This window comes from Paraburkholderia sp. SIMBA_027, assembly GCF_046535315.1.
In the GTDB taxonomy this organism is placed as follows: Bacteria; Pseudomonadota; Gammaproteobacteria; order Burkholderiales; family Burkholderiaceae; genus Paraburkholderia; species Paraburkholderia tropica.
The window spans coordinates 43,871-61,607 of the sequence record NZ_JAWRWY010000002.1 but is presented as its reverse complement, the minus strand read 5'-3'; the positions used below and the strand labels follow the sequence as shown (position 1 = coordinate 61,607).

The window sequence follows — 17,737 nt, the reverse complement described above, 5'->3', positions numbered from 1 at the left end:
CGGGATCGCGCTGGACAGGCTCATGGTTCAGATCTGACCGACTACGCCGGCGACGAGGTAATTCATGCTCTCTAGCGTGATGTCGGTCTGCGCGTAGTTGGTGCCCGCCGCGATGGCCGTGCCGCCCTTGTTGTCCTTGAGCGGCCCCTTGAAGATCGCGAACTGGCCGGCCATCATGTGCGCCTTGATCGCGTCGGCGTTCTTCTTCGCATCGGGCGTGACCTTCGCGCCATACGGCGACATCTTCACGAAACCTTCCTTGAGACCGCCGCGCAAGATGTTCGGCTGCGGCTTGCCGGTCTGCGCATCGGCGACGAGCGTCTGATACGGCGTCGCCCAATCCCACTCGGCGCCCGTGAGATAGCCCTTCGGCGCGAGCGCCGCCTGGCTCGCGTGATAACCGCAGCTCATCGCGCCGCGCTTCTCCGCGGTTTCGATCACGACCTTCGGACCGTCGACGTGACAGGTCAGCACGTCGCAACCCTGATCGACGAGACTGTTGGCCGCCTCGGCTTCCTTCACCGGCATCGACCAGTCGCCCGTGAAAATCACATGCGTCGTGATCGACGGATCGACCGACTGCGCGCCAAGCGTGAACGCATTGATGTTGCGCAGTACCTGCGGAATCGGCTTGGCCGCGACGAAACCGAGCTTCTTCGTCTTGCTCATATGGCCCGCGACCACGCCGTTCAAATACTGGCATTCGTCGATATAACCGAAATAGCTGGCGATATTGGGCGGATTGCCCTGCTTCCACAGGCCGCCGCAATGCGCGAAACGGATCTTCGGATATTTGGCCGCCATCTTCAGCACATGCGGGTCGAAATAACCGAACGATGTCGCGAAGATCAGCGTCGCGCCGTCCTGCTCGATCATGGCTTCCATCGACTTCTGCACCGCGACGGTTTCCGGCACGTTCTCTTCCTCGACCACCTTCACGTTCGGCAACTTCTTGATGACCGCCGCCGCTTGCGCCTGCGCCTGGTTGTAGCCGTAATCGCCCTTCGAACCGACGTAGATCACGCCGACCGTCAGTTTCTCGGCGGCGAACACGCCTTCGAAAGGCAGCAGGCTGCCGAGCGCGAGCGCGCCCGCCTGTTTGATGAAGTCGCGACGTTGCGTCATGATTTGGATTCCTGATGGTTATCGGTCACTGCGTTCGGTGTTCGCTTCGGGGTTCGTTGTGCGTTTCAGTTCAGCGTTTGAGTGCATTAGCGCTTTAGCGCGCGATGCGCCAGATACGCGCGCCAGCCGCCATAAGCCGTGATATCGGATGCAGCCGCGTCGGCGGCCACCGCAAAGGGCTCGCAGACGAAACCCTTCACGGTTCGCCCATCCGCGAGATCGAGCGAGCCGATCGCAAGCGGTGCGGGCACCGCGGCAACGAACGCGCCGAAACTGCGCAGCGGCACGTTCCACAATTCGATGGCGATCGCGTCGCCTTCCGCGCCCTCGCTCTGCCGCACGAGGCCCGGCTTCGGCGGCGTGGTGCCCGCGAGCGCGTAAAGACGGTAATGCGGCGCCGTCGTGGTCGCTTCGACAAAGCGCGCGCCCGCCTGCAACAGTTGCCAGTTCAGCGGCTCGCCGCGCAGATGCGCGCCGACCACCGCGAGCGTGACGCACGGTTCCTGAATCGGCAGCGGACTCGCGGCGATCGCATCGGCATCGCGTGCCGCGGCGGCTGCGGTGGTTTCGTCCGTTTCGTTAAACAGCGCCTGAATGCGCGCGCCGAGCACCGCGAGCTGCTGGTCCGCGCCCGACGGTCCGATCAGCGTGACGCCCGCGGGCAAGCCATCGTCGCGCGGCACGCCCGGCACCGCGAGCGCACACCAGTCGAGCAGATTGACGAAGTTCGTATAGACGCCGAGGCGGCTGTTCACCTCGACCGGATTCGCCTGCACCTCGGCGAGGGTCGGATGTGTCGGCGCGGTCGGAACGATCAGGATGTCGAACTGTTCGAACAGCGCGTCCGCCTCGCGCTTCAGACGCGCTAGCGTGTACTGGCCGTCGAATGCCGTCGCGGCGTCGAAGCGTTCGGCCTGAGCGATCACCTTCGCCACGGTCGGTTCGATCTGCGCGCGATGCGTGTCGAAGAAGTCGCCGAGCGCGGCGCGCCGCTCCGCCACCCACGGGCCGTCATAGAGCAGCGCCGCGACCTGCTGCAACGGTGCGAAGGCGAAGCGCGCGGGCGTGAGCGTCAGATGCGTGGCAATGCCGTCGAGCGTCGCGGCGAATGCGTCCTGCGCGCGTCTGTCGTCGAAGAACGTGAGCGTGTCGGGCACGCCGAGGCGCAGCGGTCCATGCGCCAGGCCGCGTGAGACGAGCGGCTTCGAATAGGCGTCACGCGCGTCGAAGGCCGCCAGGCGATCGAGCACGGTCCACGCGTCGGCGACATCGTGCGCGAACACCGAGAGCGTATCGAGCGTGCGGCACGCGGGCACGACGCCACGCTTGCTGACGAGCCCCAGCGACGGCTTGAGGCCGACGATGCCGTTGCAGCCCGCCGGCACGCGCCCCGAGCCCGCCGTATCGGTGCCCAGCGCAAACGCGACGATGCCTTCCGCCACCGCGACCGCCGAACCCGAACTGGAGCCGCCTGAAATGAAGTCGTCGTGATCGACCTGACGCACCGCGCCATAAGGCGACCGCGTGCCGACGAGGCCGGTCGCGAACTGATCGAGATTGGTCTTGCCGATCAGGATCGCGCCGGCGTCGAGCAGACGCTCGACCGCGAACGCCGTTTCGCCGGGCGTATAGGCGAACGCCGCGCAACCGGCCGTGGTCGGCAGGCCTGCGACATCGACATTGTCCTTGACCGCGAACGGCACGCCGAACAGCGGCATGCGCTCGAATAGCGCAGGACCTTCGTCGGCGAGCAGTTGTTCGAGTTGCGCGGCGCGCGTGACGAGGCTGGACGCGGCAACACGCAGGATCCACGCTTCTGGACGATGCGTGGTCGCAAGGCGGTGCAGCACGGTGTCGACCGTCTCGCGCGGCGAGATCTCGCCACGGCGATACGCATCGAGCAGTGCGCGAACCTTCAACGGGCGGAGGCGTGGCATGAGTTCAATCTTGGATACAAGATGGAACTCAACACGCAGCATCCATGCCAGATGACCCCGCGCGCGCCGCGCAAGCTTGCCTGGCGTGCCTCACAGACGAACGGGCACGCACCGCACAGACAGCGCGCGGCTTCGTTCGCGCGCCATCGTGGGACATCGCGGGCCACCTGGCGGCGCGTACCGGTGCAGCGATTCACGTTGCCAGTGCACGCAAAGTGCCGACGCAAGTCGTGCGGGGCGCGCCGTTTCGGGGCCGCTCGCGCATGCAAAGTCGATCTATCCGCGCGGGTAGCGAAGACTTTCCGTTGCGAGTGGTACGCCGGTGGCGGGGAAACTGGCGCGTGCCGGTCTGCCGCCGCTATTCGCGAGGCGTTGGCACGAGCAAAAGCGGAACGGACGTCAATCGCAGCGTTCTTTCGGCGACGCTGCCGAGCAGCCAGCGCGTCACGCCGCGTCGCCCGTGCGTTCCGAGGACGACGAGTTGCGCCTTCCATCGCACCGCGTCGCGCTCGATTGCATGCGGCACATCGTCGAAGGTGCTGCTCGTCTTGATGAGCGCGGTTTCCACGGCTCGCTCATCTTGCTGGCCATACGAGGCGAGTTCGCCGACTGCGGCCTTGAGGGCGACCTGGCCGATCTCTGAGAGCGTCTCCTCGAGCTGCCTTTCAAATGGCCCGGTGCCCGGCGCCAGCAGACGATCGACGACATGGATGATGCGCCAATCCGAACGTGAAGCGACGAGACCGGCGCCTGCACGCAGCGCGCACCGGGAAGCGTCGCTGCCATCTGTCGCGAAAAGCACCCGCGAAGGCGGACCATCGCACGCGCCGTCGTATTCGGCCGGCACGATCAGGACCGGAGCATGAAGCAGTCGGGCCAGCGGCGCGGAGACTTCGCCCTCCACCCAACGCAACAGGCCCTGATGATGACGCGTTCCCAGCACGACAAGATCAGGCGCCCATTGCGAAATCGCCTCGCCGAGCGCATCCACGAGATGGCCGCCCACTTTGCAAAGGTCGACGAGCTGGCCGTCGATTTTTGCACCGCGGCCCTGCAACCGGGCTTGCGCGGTCTGGATCGCGGCGTCCGCGTCACGCAGCAATTCGACCCGGAAAGCCTGAAGCTGCGCTCCCGCCCATCCGCCCAACGGGACAAGCGTGTGCGGGTTTTCTGCGACGGACACCACCCGCACGGTCACGCCGCGGTGGAGGAGCGGCTTCAGATACCTGAGCGCCGCAGACGACGCCGTGGTGGCGTCCACCGCGACCAGAATCCTCGTGAATCGCATGAGTCCCTTCGCGCCGGATTGCTGAGTCATTTCTCACCTCACGATCAACGCAGAACGTGGAACTCATACTCGCGCGGATCGACTTCCGGCGATTGACACAAATCAATCCTGATCGGACGGCAGCGCCACACTCCAACTCCAGCTGCCGAAAGCACATTTCATATTGCGGAATTCCGACGAATCGACGGCGAATCCGTCATTCCGCTCCTTGGGAGCATGTTTTACATCGCAAAAATCATCGCGCAAGTCATTGAAAAACAACAAAAAATTATGTCTTATGTCTTATATAAGAGTTGGCGCCGCGGCGTTACTATTAAGTCATGCAGTTCGACCGACTATCTAGTCACTCACGCTTTCCCTTCAGGAGATACTCATGACCCAATATCAAGACGACATCCAGGCGATTGCCGGGTTGAAAGAGCAGCAAGGCAGCGCCTGGAACGCGATCAATCCCGAATACGCCGCACGCATGCGCGCGCAGAACAAGTTCAAGACCGGTCTCGACATCGCCCGCTATACGGCCAAAATCATGCGCGCCGACATGGCCGCCTACGACGCCGATCCGGCGAAGTACACCCAGTCGCTGGGCTGCTGGCACGGCTTCATCGGCCAGCAGAAGATGATCTCCATCAAGAAGCACTTCAACAGCACCGAGCGCCGCTATCTGTACCTCTCGGGCTGGATGGTGGCCGCGCTGCGCTCGGAATTCGGTCCGCTGCCGGACCAGTCGATGCATGAAAAGACCTCGGTCAGCGCGCTGATCCGCGAGCTGTACACCTTCCTGCGCCAGGCCGACGCCCGTGAGCTGGGCGGTCTGTTCCGCGAGCTGGATGCCGCCCAGGGCGCAGCCAGGGCCGCCATCCAGGCAAAGATCGACAATCACGTCACGCACATCGTGCCGATCATCGCCGACATCGACGCGGGTTTCGGCAACGCCGAGGCCACTTACCTGCTGGCCAAGCAGTTCATCGAAGCGGGCGCGTGCTGCATCCAGATCGAAAACCAGGTCTCCGACGAAAAGCAGTGCGGCCACCAGGATGGCAAGGTCACCGTGCCGCATGAAGATTTCCTCGCGAAGATCCGCGCAATCCGCTACGCCTTCCTGGAGCTGGGCGTGGACGACGGCATCATCGTGGCGCGCACCGACTCGCTGGGTGCGGGCCTGACCAAGCAGATCGCCGTGACCAGCACGCCGGGCGATCTGGGCGATCAGTACAACTCGTTCCTCGATTGCGAAGAACTCTCGGCCGACGCGCTCGGCAACGGCGACGTCGTCATCAAGCGCGACGGCAAGCTGCTGCGCCCCAAGCGCCTGCCGAGCAACCTGTTCCAGTTCCGCGCCGGTACGGGCGAAGCACGCTGCGTGCTGGATTGCGTCACCGCGCTGCAAAACGGCGCCGACCTGCTGTGGATCGAAACCGAAAAACCGCATATCGCGCAGATCGGCGGCATGGTCAGCGAGATCCGCAAGGTCATTCCGAACGCCAAGCTGGTGTACAACAACAGCCCGTCGTTCAACTGGACGCTGAACTTCCGTCAGCAGGCTTACGACGCGATGAAGGCCGCGGGCAAGGACGTTTCGTCCTACGACCGTGCGCAATTGATGAGCGTGGAATACGACCAGAGCGAGCTGGCACAGATCGCCGACGAAAAGATCCGCACCTTCCAGGCCGACGCGTCGCGCGAAGCCGGTATCTTCCACCACCTCATCACGCTGCCGACGTATCACACGGCCGCGCTGTCGACCGACAATCTCGCGAAGGAGTATTTCGGCGACCAGGGCATGCTGGGTTACGTGGCCGGCGTGCAGCGTAAGGAAATCCGCCAGGGCATCGCGTGCGTCAAGCACCAGAACATGTCCGGCTCGGATATCGGCGACGACCACAAGGAATACTTCAGCGGCGAAGCCGCCCTGAAGGCAGCGGGCAAAGACAACACGATGAATCAGTTCTGATCGTCACCGCACCTCATGCAAAACGCCAACCCGGCTGGGTTGGCGTTTTTTTATTTGCCGGACAAATTGTTTGCGGATGCGAGGCGGATGCGAAGCGCCTGCATGAACGCCTCGCCGTCATGCCGTTTCTTTCAGGCCGGTGTGTCCGTCAAGGTATTCGCCGCGCCAGGCAAAGGCGAGTCGGGCGCGGCCGCGACTGCCGTGCAATCCGCGAGCGGGTCACGTGCCAGCGCTTCGAGCGCGGCCATGTCGCGCGCAATCACCTCGCCCAGATAGTTACGCAGAAACTCCACCCAGGTGCGGGTCTTCGCATCGACAAATTTGCGCGAGGGATAGAGCGCATACACATTGACCCGTTGCAGGATGTGTTGCGGCAGCACGCGCACGAGCGCACCGCTGCGCAGCCCGTCGATGGCCGCATAGACAGGCAGCATGCCGATGCCCATGCCCTCGCGAATCGCAACGGCCAGCGACTCCGCGATATTCACCTGCACCGGCCCATCGACATGCATCGACACAACGCCTTCGGGACCTTCGAGCGTCCACTCGTTCGCAGGCGCCGTGGGAGTCTTCAGGATCAAACAGTCGTGACGCGCGAGATCGGCCGGCGTTCGCGGCGCGCCGTGCGCCTGGATGTATTCGGGCGATGCGCACAGAATGCTGCACGACGCGCCCAGCCGATGCGAAACGAGATCGGAATTGGGCAACGAACTCGCGATCACCAGCGACACGTCGCTGCTGCCGCCATACAGATCGGGCATACGCTGCGAAAGCGTGAGTTCGACCGTGACGTCCGGATGCAGCGCACGATACTGCGAGATCGCTGGCAGCACGTAATGCTGCCCGATGCTCGCAAAACTATGCATACGCAGCACGCCCGCGGGACGCTCATGCGCGCAACTGGCTTCCTCTTCGGCGCCTTCGACGTCGGCGAGAATCTGCTTGCAGCGCTGCAAATAACGCTCGCCGGCCGTCGTGAGTGCGAGACGGCGCGTCGTGCGATTGAGCAAACGTGTACGCAGATGTGCCTCAAGCTCCGAAACCGCGCGCGACATCGCGCCGGTGGTCGAGTCGAGCGACTGGGCGGCTGCAGTGAAACTGCCCGCTTCGACCACGCGGGTAAACACCCGCATATTTTGTAGCGTATCCATCAGACCTTCAGTCGTTATCTTGTCTCGCGAATGACCATCGAGCGCGCCACGGGTGACATCGCCTGATCCGCGAAAAGGCTGCCGCGCTCATTTCAAGCGCTGCCGCAAGCTCGCTTCCTTGTATGAAGAATCGCGCCTGGTCGAGCTTCAGCCGAGAGCCAGTTTAATGAAAATTCAGCGATGCATATCGTGATTTTATGTCATAAAATTCAGTCGTTTTTTTCATGTGTCTTTAAGGCGGGAAGCATGCCGATCGATATCCGCGCACTGCGCTATTTCGTCGAAACTGTTCAACTCGGGAGCTTCACGCAGGCTGCCGCCGCGGTGTTTGTCACCCAGTCGACAATCAGCAAGATGGTGAAGCAACTGGAGGACGAAGTCGGTCAGCCGCTTTTGATCCGCGATGGTCGGCGAGTTCAGCTCACCGACATTGGCCGCGTGGTTTACGAACGCGGCTTGCAGGCGCTTTCCGTGATTGAACAATTGCAGCTGGAAGTCGCCGACGTCGCGCAACTCGCTCGCGGACAACTCACCGTGGGCATGCCGCCCATGGGCAATCTGTTTTTCCCCAGCGCGGTCAGAGCCTTTCAGCAACGTTACCCGACGCTCGAACTGCGGCTCGCCGAACACGGTGGGCAACTGCTCGAGCAGAAAGTCATAGCAGGCGAACTGGAAGTCGGCGCTACCGTGCTTTTACCCGGCAGCACGCCGGAAGGTCTTGCAAGCCGCGCGATTGCACGCCATTCGATCTGGGCGGTGGGTCCGCGTGAAGCCTCATGGCATGGACGCCGGACCGTGCGACTTGGCGCGCTCAAACACCAGCCGCTGATTCTGCTCGACGAAGGTTTCGCCCTGACCCGCCGCGTGCTTGCCGCGTTTCGCGAAGCCGGTATAGAACCTCATGTCGTGGCACGCAGCGGACATTGGGACTTTCTCGCCGCCATGGCGGCGGCAGGCCTGGGCACCACCTTCCTGCCCGAGCCGTTCCTGGCTCACCTCGACACGGGCAATCTTGCGGTCGCGCGCGTGACCGAACCCGCGCTCGACTGGACGCTGTCGCATATCTGGTCCACGGACCGGTACATGTCGCACGCCGCGCGGGCGTGGCTGGACGTCTGCCATGAGGTGCTGGGCAAACAAACGCGCGTCGGCGCGCTTTAAATTCCGCACGCATTCGATATCGGGCCGCGAAGCATTCTCATACCTGAGCCATGCGAAAGACCGAGATCGCCGTTTCGAGTTGCCCCGACTGCGCCTTGAGCGACAGCGCGGCAGCCGATGCCTGCTCCACGAGCGCCGCGTTCTGCTGGGTCACGCGGTCCATTTCGGAAACCGCCTGATTCACCTGCTCGATATCCTTGGACTGGGCTTCCGAGGCAACGGCGATTTCCTCCATCAAATGACTGGCGCGCTTCACCGAAGCCTGAATTTCCTGCATCGCTCCAATCGCACGATCCGCCTGTTTCGCGCCCGCGCCGACCCGATTCAACGAATCGGTAATCAGGTCCCGGATTTCGCGCGACGCCGTCGCGCTGCGTTGCGCGAGCGAACGCACTTCGCTGGCGACAACGGCAAAACCCCGGCCTTGCTCACCGGCCCTGGCGGCCTCCACGGCGGCATTCAGGGAAAGAATATTCGTCTGGAAAGCAATGCCTTCAATCGCACCGATGATCTCCGCGATCTTTCCCGACGAATCGGACAAGCCGCGCATGGTCCGCACCACGGCCTGCGTGGCCTCGTTGCCCTGATCGGTGAGCAGCGCGGTGCTTCTCACCACATCGCTCGCCTGTTTTGCATTCTCTGCGTTCAGGCGCACGGTCGCCGTCAGCTCGTCCATGGATGCAGCGGTTTGCTCCAGCGACGCCGCCTGCTCCTCCGTGCGCTGCGAAAGATCCACGTTGCCTTCGGAAATTTCGTGACTGGCCATTTCGATCTGGCGCGAGCCATCCCGAACGACGCCGATGGTCCGAATGAGCTTGCCCTGCATCGCCTTCAGGCCTTCCATCAGTCGCCCCATTTCGTCGCGCGAATGGACCTCGACATGCGTGGTGAGATCGCCGTTTGCAATGGCGCTGAAGTGATTGAGCGCCCGATCCAGCGGAACGCCAATTGCACGCTGCAGCGATCGCCACGCCAGAACCGCGGCCGCGAGCGCAATGGCGATACCCACGATGGCGATTGCCACAAACCAGCGAAAACGCGTCTGGGCGGCGTCGAACAATTCCCGTGCGGTCGTGACCTGCGTTCCGCCGAGCGAGTCCATGCCGTCGGATACATCGATAAACAGCGCGGGCGGCAGGTTTTTCCACACGTCCGCAATTCTGGCCGGGTCGTGGGTGTCGATCGCCGCGAACATCCGGTCCAGCCCGTTGGTGACGAGCAGGCCGAACTTCTCGTTGACGTCGCGCGCTTGACGCGCCTCGTCGGCGCTGGAAAACGGCAACGCGCGGTAACTGTCCCACGCGCTCCTGGCGGCGGTCAGCAAATTGTGGGCGGTCTGCGTCTCCTGCTGGACGTCGGGGCTCGTCGGGTCGAGTGCGATGCGATACAGCCACAAACGCGCCCGCGACAGCGCGACGTTCGCCTGCCCCAAGGCCTCGGAAGAAGCGAGCCGGTTCGCGTACAACTCCTTGACATCGTTATTGCTCACGAACACGCCGCCGACGCCCATCAGTCCGCCGATGACGAGCAAAACCGCGAGAAAGGCCATCGCCATCGCAAGGCGGGCACGAATGCTGACATCCTGAGGCATAGAGGTCGCTACCTGGGGCTAGAGTGTTTTAATGTCCCGCCATGATTTCCCTGTTGCCGCTGGAGAATGTGCATGGCATTTTTTTTGGTCACCTGCCCTGCTAACGGCGCGAATTCCCCGACCATTAGCGGTCAATTCAGAAAGGACATTTATTGAACTTCACATTGCCGCCGGCCCGATAAAATGATACATAACATGATATTGTCAGACGAATAACGACTGCCGATTTATTGTTTAAATCGCCAATACGCCTCCTCACGATAACGGCGCGCGCATTCACCCGATTTCGAGCAGATCGACCACAGCCCGCACGCCTGACGTCGCTTTGGCGGCTCCGAACACGAGCCTGCGTTCGGCATTCGACGCGACTTTGCCGGTGAGGATCGCCGTGCCGTCGTCAATCTCGATGCCAATATGCTTCGCTTCGCGATCGCCGTGACGCTGTATCGCATCGCGAATTCCCACCGCGATATCTTCCGCCGACGCCTCGCCCCGGACGCGAATCGTATCGGTGACACCCGTCACGCCGAGCAGATGCGCAATGGCGTTTTTCGCGGCATGACTCTGATAGCTCCAATCGCACTCGCCCATCAGCGTGACCCAGCCCTTTTCGACCCGCGCCTGCACCATCTGATTGTTCAACCCGACGGTCCACTCGAGAATCGAGCGCACGGTGTCCGCGATGTCCTCGTCGCTGCGCACGTCATGGCGCGCGAGACGCACCTCCATTTCGACGACGATTCCGCGCACACCCGCAACCCTCGCGGCCGCCCGTTCCGCCGCGAGTTTCTGCGCAAAGCTCGCGGGATGTCCCGACAAGGTGACGACGCCATTCGACACGCCGACCCCGATCTCCGCGGGGTTGATCGATTTATCCCACGCGAACTCGGCTTCGACGTCGCGCTTTAGTTCGATATCGGATTTCATTGCGTTTCACTCCTGATCTACACGCTGATATCTACGTCAGCATCATGAAAAAGATCGGCTGTCATGCGGCCGAAACGAACAGCTTGTCGGATTGTTTTTCGCAGCTGCATTCATGCATTTGCGTCATGCCACTGGCAGATTGCCGACCAGATATCCTGCGCGTTCTCGCAATAGCGAAAAAGCGTGAGGTCGTCGGGCGCGATCATGCCTTCTTCGGCCATCATGTCGAAGTCGACAAGGCTGCGCCAATACGCCTCGCCGACCAGCACCACCGGAATCGGCTCGATTTTTCTCGTTTGCAAAAGCGTCAGGACTTCGAATAATTCATCGCAGGTTCCATAGCCACCAGGAAAAAACACCGCGGCTTTGGCCTTTTCGAGCAGATGGAGTTTGCGAATGGCGAAGTAATGAAACCGGAAACACAATTCGGGCGTCAGATATGCGTTCGGAAGCTGATCGTGCGGCAACGCGATATTCATGCCGACGGTGGGCGAGTCGGTGTCGTACGCGCCGCGATTGGCCGCCTCCATGATGCCGGGACCGCCGCCCGTCACGATCGTGAGCCTCGGAAGCCGCGTGCTGCCCTCCGATGCGCCAACCAGGCGTCCGAACTCGCGCGCGATTTCGTAATACACGCTGTGGCGCATGTTTGCATCCGCCGCGCGAACCGCGCGTTGGCGCTGCGCGTCGGACGGTTTGGCCTTGAGCCGCGCGCGCGCCTCAGCGAGCCGGCGGCGCGCGCGAGCGGGCGCTTCGATGCGTGTGCTGCCGTACACCACGACCGTGTCACGAATGCCGAGCTGCTGCAGCTTTTCCTCGGCTTTCCAGTAATCGAGCTGCAAACGCACGCCACACATTTCCGGGCGACGCAGGAAAGCGCCGTCCTCATCGGCCTGAACATAGGTCGGGCTCTCGACGAGGCGGCGCACGCGCGGCGGCAGAGCCTGTCGTGTCTTTCGCGCGGGCCGCCGTTCCGGTTTGACAGACGTGTTCATGCGGGCACCGAAGCGAAGTGGCCGCGAACGAACTCGCGCACGCGTGCGAAGTCGGTTGGCGCGCCCGCGGAGGGCAACGCCGTGCCGGCTTCATCGAAATGGAGGTGGCCGACCACGTCGAACCCCACCGCGCCGAAGACGTGCACGTCCTGGAGCATCTGCATCGCCTGCCAGCGGCCGTTGTCGACGAACGAAGCCAGCGGCGAGCCGGAGACCGTCACCCGCGCCGCCTGTCGCCCCGCGAGCAAACCGCGCACTTCGCCCTGTTCCACCGTGTACGCGAAACCGCGGCTGAAAACACGGTCGATGTAGCCCTTCATCATCGCGGGCATCGCCATCCACCAAAGCGGGTAGATGACGGTCAGCACGCCCGCTTCGAGCACGTCTTCCTGCGCGGACAGCACGTCGACCGTCCGGATGTGCGCGGCCGTTCCGTCGATCAGCTCCGCCGCCGACAGCACGGGATCGAAGCCCATCCGGTACAGGTCGTGAACGCGCACGTCATGCCCCAGCCGCACCAGTTCGCCGACATACGTCCGCATCAGGCGCATGGTGAGACTGTCTTCGACCGGATGCGCGGCCACGATCAGGTGTTGCATGGCATGGGCTCCTTCACATTGAGGATGATGCGCGGCATCGTCGCTGCACACGCAGATTCATCGTGCGCCTCGCCGCCGACCTCGAATTGACACATATCAAGGATGCGAAAAGCACACAGGACGCGTCGATGTCTGCGGCGTACCTCGCCGCGCGCTCGGAGCGCGCAGTCCTGATTGACCTGAGTCAATCGCGCCCCCGTTCCGCGCGCCGAGACTGAAACGGCAGACGGATGCCATGGCACGCGCACTCGCTCAAGGCATCGCGCATTTGCAGCGCGCCGCCATCGGCGTCATCCCTGTGCGTCGACGCGCAATCCGGCTCGACCGCCACGCCAGCGACTGGAGCAATCTCATGACCCCTGTTCAACGCATCGAGTACGAACCCGCGCCGCAATTGCCGCCCGCTCGCGCGAGCGGCGAGGCGCCCGTCTTCATCGACCTGCCGCGCCCGCGGCACGACGCCGGCGCACCGCTCCTGAGCGCGCTTGCGCGGCGCAGAAGCACCCGCGACTACGCGGATACGCCCATTGCGCTCGACACGCTCGGCGAACTGCTCTGGGCGGCGAACGGCATCAATCGCCCCGAAACCGACGGCCATACCGCACCGTCCGCGCAGGCTTTCAACGAGATCGACATCTATGTCGCGTTGCCTCACGGCGTGTACCGCTACGAGCCGGAATTCGACCGGCTGGCGCTCAAGCATGCCGTCGATGCGCGCAACATGACGGGCTATCAGGACTTCGTGGGCAAGGCGCCGCTCGATCTCGTCTACGTGCTGCGCGGTTCCCAGGTGCTCTCGACGCCGCGCCAGCAGCGCGAACTGTTCGCGGGCATCGCCGCCGGCGCGATTTGCCAGAACGTCTCGCTCTACTGCGCCTCCGAGGGGCTCGCCACCGTGGTGCGCGGCTGGATCAACCACCGGCTGCTTGCCGATGTGCTGCGGTTGAACGAAGACGAATTGCCGATCCTCGCGCAGACCGTCGGCAAACCGGCTGCGTGATCGCTCGCAAGCCTGGGACGCGCGGTTGACCGCGGTTGACAGAACCGCGCCCCTGCATCGCGGGACGATCCCGACCGGTGCGCGAGCGGCGCGCGTGAACTTCGCGAGCCAGTCAGCCGCCGCGCACCGCACTCGCCGCACTCACCGCACACTCAGTAAAGGCCCCGGACGAGCAGCACCGGACAGTCTGCCTCGCGCACGAACGCCTCCGCGACACTGCCGAGGAACGCGCGGCTCACGCCGCGGCGGCCGTGCGTGCCGAGGACGGCCAGTTGCGCGTCCACACGCACGGCGCAGCGGATCAGGCACGACGCGACGCTGTCCGTCACCCCTTCCACTTCCAGCAATAACGTCTCGCACGCCACCCCGGCCGCCGTCGCCCTCGCGCACGCGACGTCCAGCAGCCGCTTCGCTTCTTCCCGGTATGCGTCGACGAGATCCGCCGGCACATAGGTCAGCCCCATGCCAAGCGGGGCGATCACATCGATGACATGCGCCACGTAAAGTTTCGCGTGAGCCAGTTGAGCGAGGCGCAGCGCTTCGTCAAGCGCTTGCAGCGAGGTTTCGCTGCCGTCGAACGCCATCAGGATTTTCTCGTACATGGTCTGCTCCTCCCCGGGACGCCCCGTTACGTAACGTCTTGCCTGAACCCATCTTCGGATTCGCCGACGTCACGCAATTGATTTACATCAATGGAAAAACGCGGTTGCGACACGGCGAAAGTTTGACCTGCGTCAGGCGTGGCGTCCCGTCCCGAGCGATCCTTGGCTCACCACCCAGCCGATTGCCGATGCGAGGAGAAGGCCATGAAACGCATCCATGAGATCACGCTCGCCGTCGCGCTGATGTCGGTGCTAGCGCCCGGCTTCAGTTCTGGCGCCGCGGACATCGCCGACGCCGATACGAACGCCACGGCGACGCGGTCCATGCAGAACGGCATGGCCTATATCACCGGGGGCGTCGGCATCGACGAAGCCGACGCGCTGCGCAGCGTGGCGCATCAGTACAGCTTGCGGCTCACATTCCTGGCGCAGGGCGGCCAGTTCCTGTCGGACGTGGATGTCGAGATCGTCGGGCCCTCGGGAGCGGCGGTCTTCAGGACGCGTACGCTCGGCCCCTACCTTTACGTGGCGCTGCCGCCCGGACGCTATCAGGTCGCCGCCTACGCGGCGGGAACGAAACAGGTGCGCGTCGTGGTCGTGAACAGGCGCCAGGGCACGAATGTGCAATTCGCCTTTGTGCCGGCCGTGCGCCACGCCGTCGCGCCTTGCTGCCCGACGCCGCCCACGATCCGATGACGCCCTTGCGCGTCCCGTTCGCCGCACCACGCAGGCGCTCGCATCAATCACCCGGCCGGAACACCGCACCATGCTGCCCATCAGTGACGAGTACATGCCGTTTGCCGTCGCGCTGGGCGTGGGGCTGCTGGTCGGCGCGGAACGCGAGCGGCGCAAGGGGGAAGGCGTGGCCCGCGCCGCCGCCGGCATCCGCACCTTCACCATCACGGCCCTGCTCGGCACGATCGCCATGCGCGTGGGCGGCGCGATCCTGGCCGCCACGCTGGTCCTCGCGCTCACCGCGCTGGCCACCGCCGCCTATCTGCGGCCGCACGACGACCGGGGGCTGACCACCGAAACGGCGCTGATCGCCACACTGCTGATGGGCGCGCTGGCCGTCATCGACGCACCGCTCGCCGCCGCGCTGGGCGTGGCGCTCACGATCGTGCTCGCGGCGCGCGCGCCGTTGCACCGCTTCGTCGTGGCGCGTCTCGATCGCAAAGAAGTGGTCGATCTGCTGACGCTGGCGGCGTCCGCATTGATCATCCTGCCGATGCTGCCCGACCGGCCCGTCGACCCGCTCGGCGCGCTCAATCTTCAGACGGTCTGGCGCTTCGCCGTCCTCGTCATGGCGATCAGCGCGCTGGGGCACCTGGCACAACTGATGTTTGGCGCGCGCGTCGGCCTGCCGTTCGCGGGCCTGCTCGGCGGCTTCGTTTCCAGCATCGCGACCATCACCACGATGGGCCGCCGCGCCGCGCTGTCGCCCGCCGACTGTCCGCAGTTCGCCGCCGCCGCCGTGCTGTCCTCGGTCGCGACGCCGGTGCAACTGGCGCTGATCGTCGGCGTCGTGCATGAACCGCTGCTGCGCCACCTCGCGCCGGCGTTCGCCGCGGGGATGCTGGGCGCGCTGGTCTGGGGTCTGCTGATCGCCTGGCGCGCGATCCGCAAGCCGATGCAGGAAGCGCTCGTGGTGAGCCGCGCCGTGGATCTGAAGGCGGCCCTGCTGCTCGCCTCGACGCTCATGATCCTGACGCTCGGCGGCACCCTGCTCGCGCGCTGGTTCGGCGAGGCCGGCCTGTTGATCGCCGCGGTGCTGGGCGGCCTCATCGACACGCATTCCGCCGCGGCCTCGATCGCCGCGCTCAGCGCCCAGTCGCTGCTCAGCGCAGACGAGGCGGCCATGCCGATCATCGTCGCGCTCACGGCCAACTCGATCATGAAATGCGTGGTGGCCGCGATCGCAGGCCATCACGCATTCGCCTGGACGGTGGTCCCCGGCCAGGCGCTGATCCTCGTCTGTGTCTGGGGGGCGTGGTGGTTCGCCCACTGAATGCCGACGCAAACTATGACTTGATGTACGTCAAGTCTTCACCCGCATCCGGCGACAACATGGCCACCGGGCACGCGCGCCTCGCCGCGCACGCCACGCCACGCCACGCCACGCCATTTTCCCCAGCGGAGGCCGCCATGCAGTACAAGACCGTGCTCGCCTATCTCGACCCGGACGACCGCGCAACAGCAAGACTGGATTTCGCGCTGACGCTCGCGGGACGGTTCGACGCTCACCTCATCGGCCTGTATTCGCCGTTCGCGCCGGACGTGCGCGCCTGCTTCACGGTCGCGGGCAGCGCCCCGTACTACAGCGAATACTGCGACGCGCTGCGGGGCCAGCAGTCGGCGTCCGAAGCGGCTTTCCATCACGCCTTGAGGCGCGTGGGCATGGACGGCGAGTGGATCGCGTTCGACTTCCATGCCGAACAGCCGATCGTGCGCCGCAGCCGCCACGCCGATTTGCTCGTCGCCGGCCAGACCACTCCCGACGACGACAACGCCTCCCTGCGCAGACGCTTTCTCGAACAGGTCGTCATGACGTCCGGCCGGCCGGTGCTCGTCTTGCCTTACGCGGGCGCGCTGCGCGCCACGTGCGAAACGATCGTGATTGCGTGGGACGGCAGCCGCGAAGCGGCGCGCGCGGTGCACGACGCCATGCCGCTGCTGGAAACCGCAAAACGCGTGACGGTGTTGCATATCGCGACGCCGAATTCGTCCCGCACGGCGAAGCCCGGCCCCGCGATTGCCGACATCGATCTGATGCTGGCAAGACACGCGGTCAATGTGGACTTCGCGCAAGACTTCAGCGACTCGGACGAAACCGCGGGCGAGACCTTGATTTCGTGGGTCGCGAAGAACGACTGCGACTTCATCGTGGCGGGCGCCTACGGTCATCCGCAATGGCGCGAGCGCCTGCTCGGCGGCGTCACGCTCGCCCTGCTCGAGTCGGCCACCGTTCCGGTGCTGCTTTCGCATTGAGGAGCCGTGGAGGCACGCGTCACGCGCGGGCGCCGATCGGATGCGCAAGGCCTGTAGGACAATGCCTACAGCCTCAAATCGCGACCTACACGACTTTCAGCGCCCGCTCATTGGAGCGCCGCGCCGCGCTGACCATACTGGAGACGTAGCGAACCGGCTCGAAAGGCCCGCCTCCCGGAGCATCGTCATGCAAACCGCGAACCACCCTGCGCTGTCCTCCGTTCCGCTCGCCACGGCGACTGCCCCCGACGACGCCGAATCCCTGCTCTCGCTCGCGCGCGCCGCCGGCATGCTGGTCACGCTGGACGGCCAGATCGGCCGCGAAAAATACCAGAGCATCGCGGGTTCGCTGGGCGCGTTCCAGCGTTTTGCCGCTGCGCTGCGCGCGGCGCTCAGCGCGGCGAATTGAATCGCGCTGG

The 17,737-nt window shown here is 64.3% G+C and carries 16 protein-coding genes; 7 read left to right on the top strand and 9 right to left on the bottom strand.

From position 1 onward, the window contains the following. Window positions 1-27: 27 nt before the first annotated feature. The 3 genes from SB764_RS03230 to SB764_RS03220 all read right to left on the bottom strand — a co-directional run bounded on the left by SB764_RS03230 (window position 28) and on the right by SB764_RS03220 (window position 4,380). Window positions 28-1,125: a BMP family ABC transporter substrate-binding protein gene (locus SB764_RS03230; RefSeq protein ID WP_074987394.1), complete on the bottom strand. Its 1,098-nt coding sequence runs from the start codon at window positions 1,123-1,125 to the stop codon at window positions 28-30. Window positions 1,126-1,211: 86 nt separating this feature from the next. Then, entirely contained in the window at window positions 1,212-3,062 is a 1,851-nt protein-coding gene (atzF, locus tag SB764_RS03225) for an allophanate hydrolase (RefSeq protein WP_410862648.1), read from the bottom strand. Between the two features lie 358 nt (window positions 3,063-3,420). Further along, window positions 3,421-4,380: a universal stress protein gene (locus tag SB764_RS03220; protein WP_321867533.1), complete on the bottom strand. Its 960-nt coding sequence runs from the start codon at window positions 4,378-4,380 to the stop codon at window positions 3,421-3,423. Between the two features lie 343 nt (window positions 4,381-4,723). Between SB764_RS03220 and SB764_RS03215 the strand changes: the two genes are divergently transcribed. Further along, window positions 4,724-6,304, top strand: coding sequence for an isocitrate lyase (locus tag SB764_RS03215; protein ID WP_065058363.1), 1,581 nt, complete (start codon window positions 4,724-4,726; stop codon window positions 6,302-6,304). A 131-nt stretch (window positions 6,305-6,435) separates the two neighbouring features. Here the strand turns inward: SB764_RS03215 and SB764_RS03210 are convergent, their stop codons facing one another. Continuing rightward, window positions 6,436-7,455 (bottom strand): LysR family transcriptional regulator, encoded by a 1,020-nt coding sequence (locus tag SB764_RS03210; protein WP_065058362.1) that lies wholly within the window; start codon window positions 7,453-7,455, stop codon window positions 6,436-6,438. Window positions 7,456-7,701: 246 nt separating this feature from the next. On the opposite strand from SB764_RS03210, the gene SB764_RS03205 reads away from it, so the two are divergent. After that, window positions 7,702-8,616 (top strand): LysR family transcriptional regulator, encoded by a 915-nt coding sequence (locus SB764_RS03205; RefSeq protein WP_074987396.1) that lies wholly within the window; start codon window positions 7,702-7,704, stop codon window positions 8,614-8,616. A 37-nt stretch (window positions 8,617-8,653) separates the two neighbouring features. Here SB764_RS03205 and SB764_RS03200 read toward each other — a convergent pair whose 3' ends face one another. The 4 genes from SB764_RS03200 to SB764_RS03185 form a co-directional block, all read right to left on the bottom strand. Next, window positions 8,654-10,207 carry a methyl-accepting chemotaxis protein gene (locus SB764_RS03200; protein WP_410862645.1) on the bottom strand — a complete coding sequence of 518 codons (1,554 nt, stop codon included), beginning with the start codon at window positions 10,205-10,207 and terminating at the stop codon, window positions 8,654-8,656. 276 nt (window positions 10,208-10,483) lie between these two features. Beyond that, the gene (locus SB764_RS03195; RefSeq protein WP_074987398.1) at window positions 10,484-11,134 is read right to left on the bottom strand and encodes a BON domain-containing protein; all 651 of its coding nucleotides are present in this window, start codon (window positions 11,132-11,134) and stop codon (window positions 10,484-10,486) included. 110 nt (window positions 11,135-11,244) lie between these two features. After that, entirely contained in the window at window positions 11,245-12,129 is an 885-nt protein-coding gene (locus SB764_RS03190; protein WP_074987399.1) for a TIGR00730 family Rossman fold protein, read from the bottom strand. Beyond that, the gene (locus SB764_RS03185; protein WP_410862643.1) at window positions 12,126-12,728 is read right to left on the bottom strand and encodes an NAD(P)H-dependent oxidoreductase; all 603 of its coding nucleotides are present in this window, start codon (window positions 12,726-12,728) and stop codon (window positions 12,126-12,128) included. The genes SB764_RS03190 and SB764_RS03185 overlap by 4 nt, the downstream gene beginning before the upstream one ends. Before the next feature lie 352 nt (window positions 12,729-13,080). Here SB764_RS03185 and SB764_RS03180 point away from each other — a divergent pair, with 352 nt between their 5' ends. Next, window positions 13,081-13,728, top strand: coding sequence for a nitroreductase family protein (locus SB764_RS03180; protein WP_183039222.1), 648 nt, complete (start codon window positions 13,081-13,083; stop codon window positions 13,726-13,728). Window positions 13,729-13,880: 152 nt separating this feature from the next. On the opposite strand, the gene SB764_RS03175 is transcribed toward SB764_RS03180, so the two are convergent. Further along, a complete protein-coding gene (locus SB764_RS03175) occupies window positions 13,881-14,330 on the bottom strand; it encodes a universal stress protein (RefSeq protein ID WP_065058356.1) in 450 nt (149 codons plus the stop codon). 204 nt (window positions 14,331-14,534) lie between these two features. On the opposite strand from SB764_RS03175, the gene SB764_RS03170 reads away from it, so the two are divergent. The 4 genes from SB764_RS03170 to SB764_RS03155 all read left to right on the top strand — a co-directional run bounded on the left by SB764_RS03170 (window position 14,535) and on the right by SB764_RS03155 (window position 17,727). Next, complete coding sequence (locus SB764_RS03170) at window positions 14,535-15,026, top strand: carboxypeptidase regulatory-like domain-containing protein (RefSeq protein ID WP_183717326.1); 492 nt, start codon at window positions 14,535-14,537, stop codon at window positions 15,024-15,026. Between the two features lie 70 nt (window positions 15,027-15,096). After that, window positions 15,097-16,338 (top strand): MgtC/SapB family protein, encoded by a 1,242-nt coding sequence (locus tag SB764_RS03165; RefSeq protein WP_065058354.1) that lies wholly within the window; start codon window positions 15,097-15,099, stop codon window positions 16,336-16,338. A gap of 59 nt (window positions 16,339-16,397) precedes the next feature. Beyond that, window positions 16,398-17,318 carry a universal stress protein gene (locus tag SB764_RS03160; protein WP_410862640.1) on the top strand — a complete coding sequence of 307 codons (921 nt, stop codon included), beginning with the start codon at window positions 16,398-16,400 and terminating at the stop codon, window positions 17,316-17,318. A gap of 187 nt (window positions 17,319-17,505) precedes the next feature. Then, complete coding sequence (locus SB764_RS03155) at window positions 17,506-17,727, top strand: hypothetical protein (protein WP_065058352.1); 222 nt, start codon at window positions 17,506-17,508, stop codon at window positions 17,725-17,727. The last annotated feature ends 10 nt before the right edge of the window (window positions 17,728-17,737 follow it).

Coding starts and splice junctions, on each gene's coding strand:
- SB764_RS03230 (WP_074987394.1), bottom strand. CDS start 1,125: ATGACGCAACGTCGCGACTTCATCAAACAGGCGGGCGCGCTCGCGCTC.
- atzF (WP_410862648.1), bottom strand. CDS start 3,062: ATGCCACGCCTCCGCCCGTTGAAGGTTCGCGCACTGCTCGATGCGTAT.
- SB764_RS03220 (WP_321867533.1), bottom strand. CDS start 4,380: ATGACTCAGCAATCCGGCGCGAAGGGACTCATGCGATTCACGAGGATT.
- SB764_RS03215 (WP_065058363.1), top strand. CDS start 4,724: ATGACCCAATATCAAGACGACATCCAGGCGATTGCCGGGTTGAAAGAG.
- SB764_RS03210 (WP_065058362.1), bottom strand. CDS start 7,455: ATGGATACGCTACAAAATATGCGGGTGTTTACCCGCGTGGTCGAAGCG.
- SB764_RS03205 (WP_074987396.1), top strand. CDS start 7,702: ATGCCGATCGATATCCGCGCACTGCGCTATTTCGTCGAAACTGTTCAA.
- SB764_RS03200 (WP_410862645.1), bottom strand. CDS start 10,207: ATGCCTCAGGATGTCAGCATTCGTGCCCGCCTTGCGATGGCGATGGCC.
- SB764_RS03195 (WP_074987398.1), bottom strand. CDS start 11,134: ATGAAATCCGATATCGAACTAAAGCGCGACGTCGAAGCCGAGTTCGCG.
- SB764_RS03190 (WP_074987399.1), bottom strand. CDS start 12,129: ATGAACACGTCTGTCAAACCGGAACGGCGGCCCGCGCGAAAGACACGA.
- SB764_RS03185 (WP_410862643.1), bottom strand. CDS start 12,728: ATGCAACACCTGATCGTGGCCGCGCATCCGGTCGAAGACAGTCTCACC.
- SB764_RS03180 (WP_183039222.1), top strand. CDS start 13,081: ATGACCCCTGTTCAACGCATCGAGTACGAACCCGCGCCGCAATTGCCG.
- SB764_RS03175 (WP_065058356.1), bottom strand. CDS start 14,330: ATGTACGAGAAAATCCTGATGGCGTTCGACGGCAGCGAAACCTCGCTG.
- SB764_RS03170 (WP_183717326.1), top strand. CDS start 14,535: ATGAAACGCATCCATGAGATCACGCTCGCCGTCGCGCTGATGTCGGTG.
- SB764_RS03165 (WP_065058354.1), top strand. CDS start 15,097: ATGCTGCCCATCAGTGACGAGTACATGCCGTTTGCCGTCGCGCTGGGC.
- SB764_RS03160 (WP_410862640.1), top strand. CDS start 16,398: ATGGCCACCGGGCACGCGCGCCTCGCCGCGCACGCCACGCCACGCCAC.
- SB764_RS03155 (WP_065058352.1), top strand. CDS start 17,506: ATGCAAACCGCGAACCACCCTGCGCTGTCCTCCGTTCCGCTCGCCACG.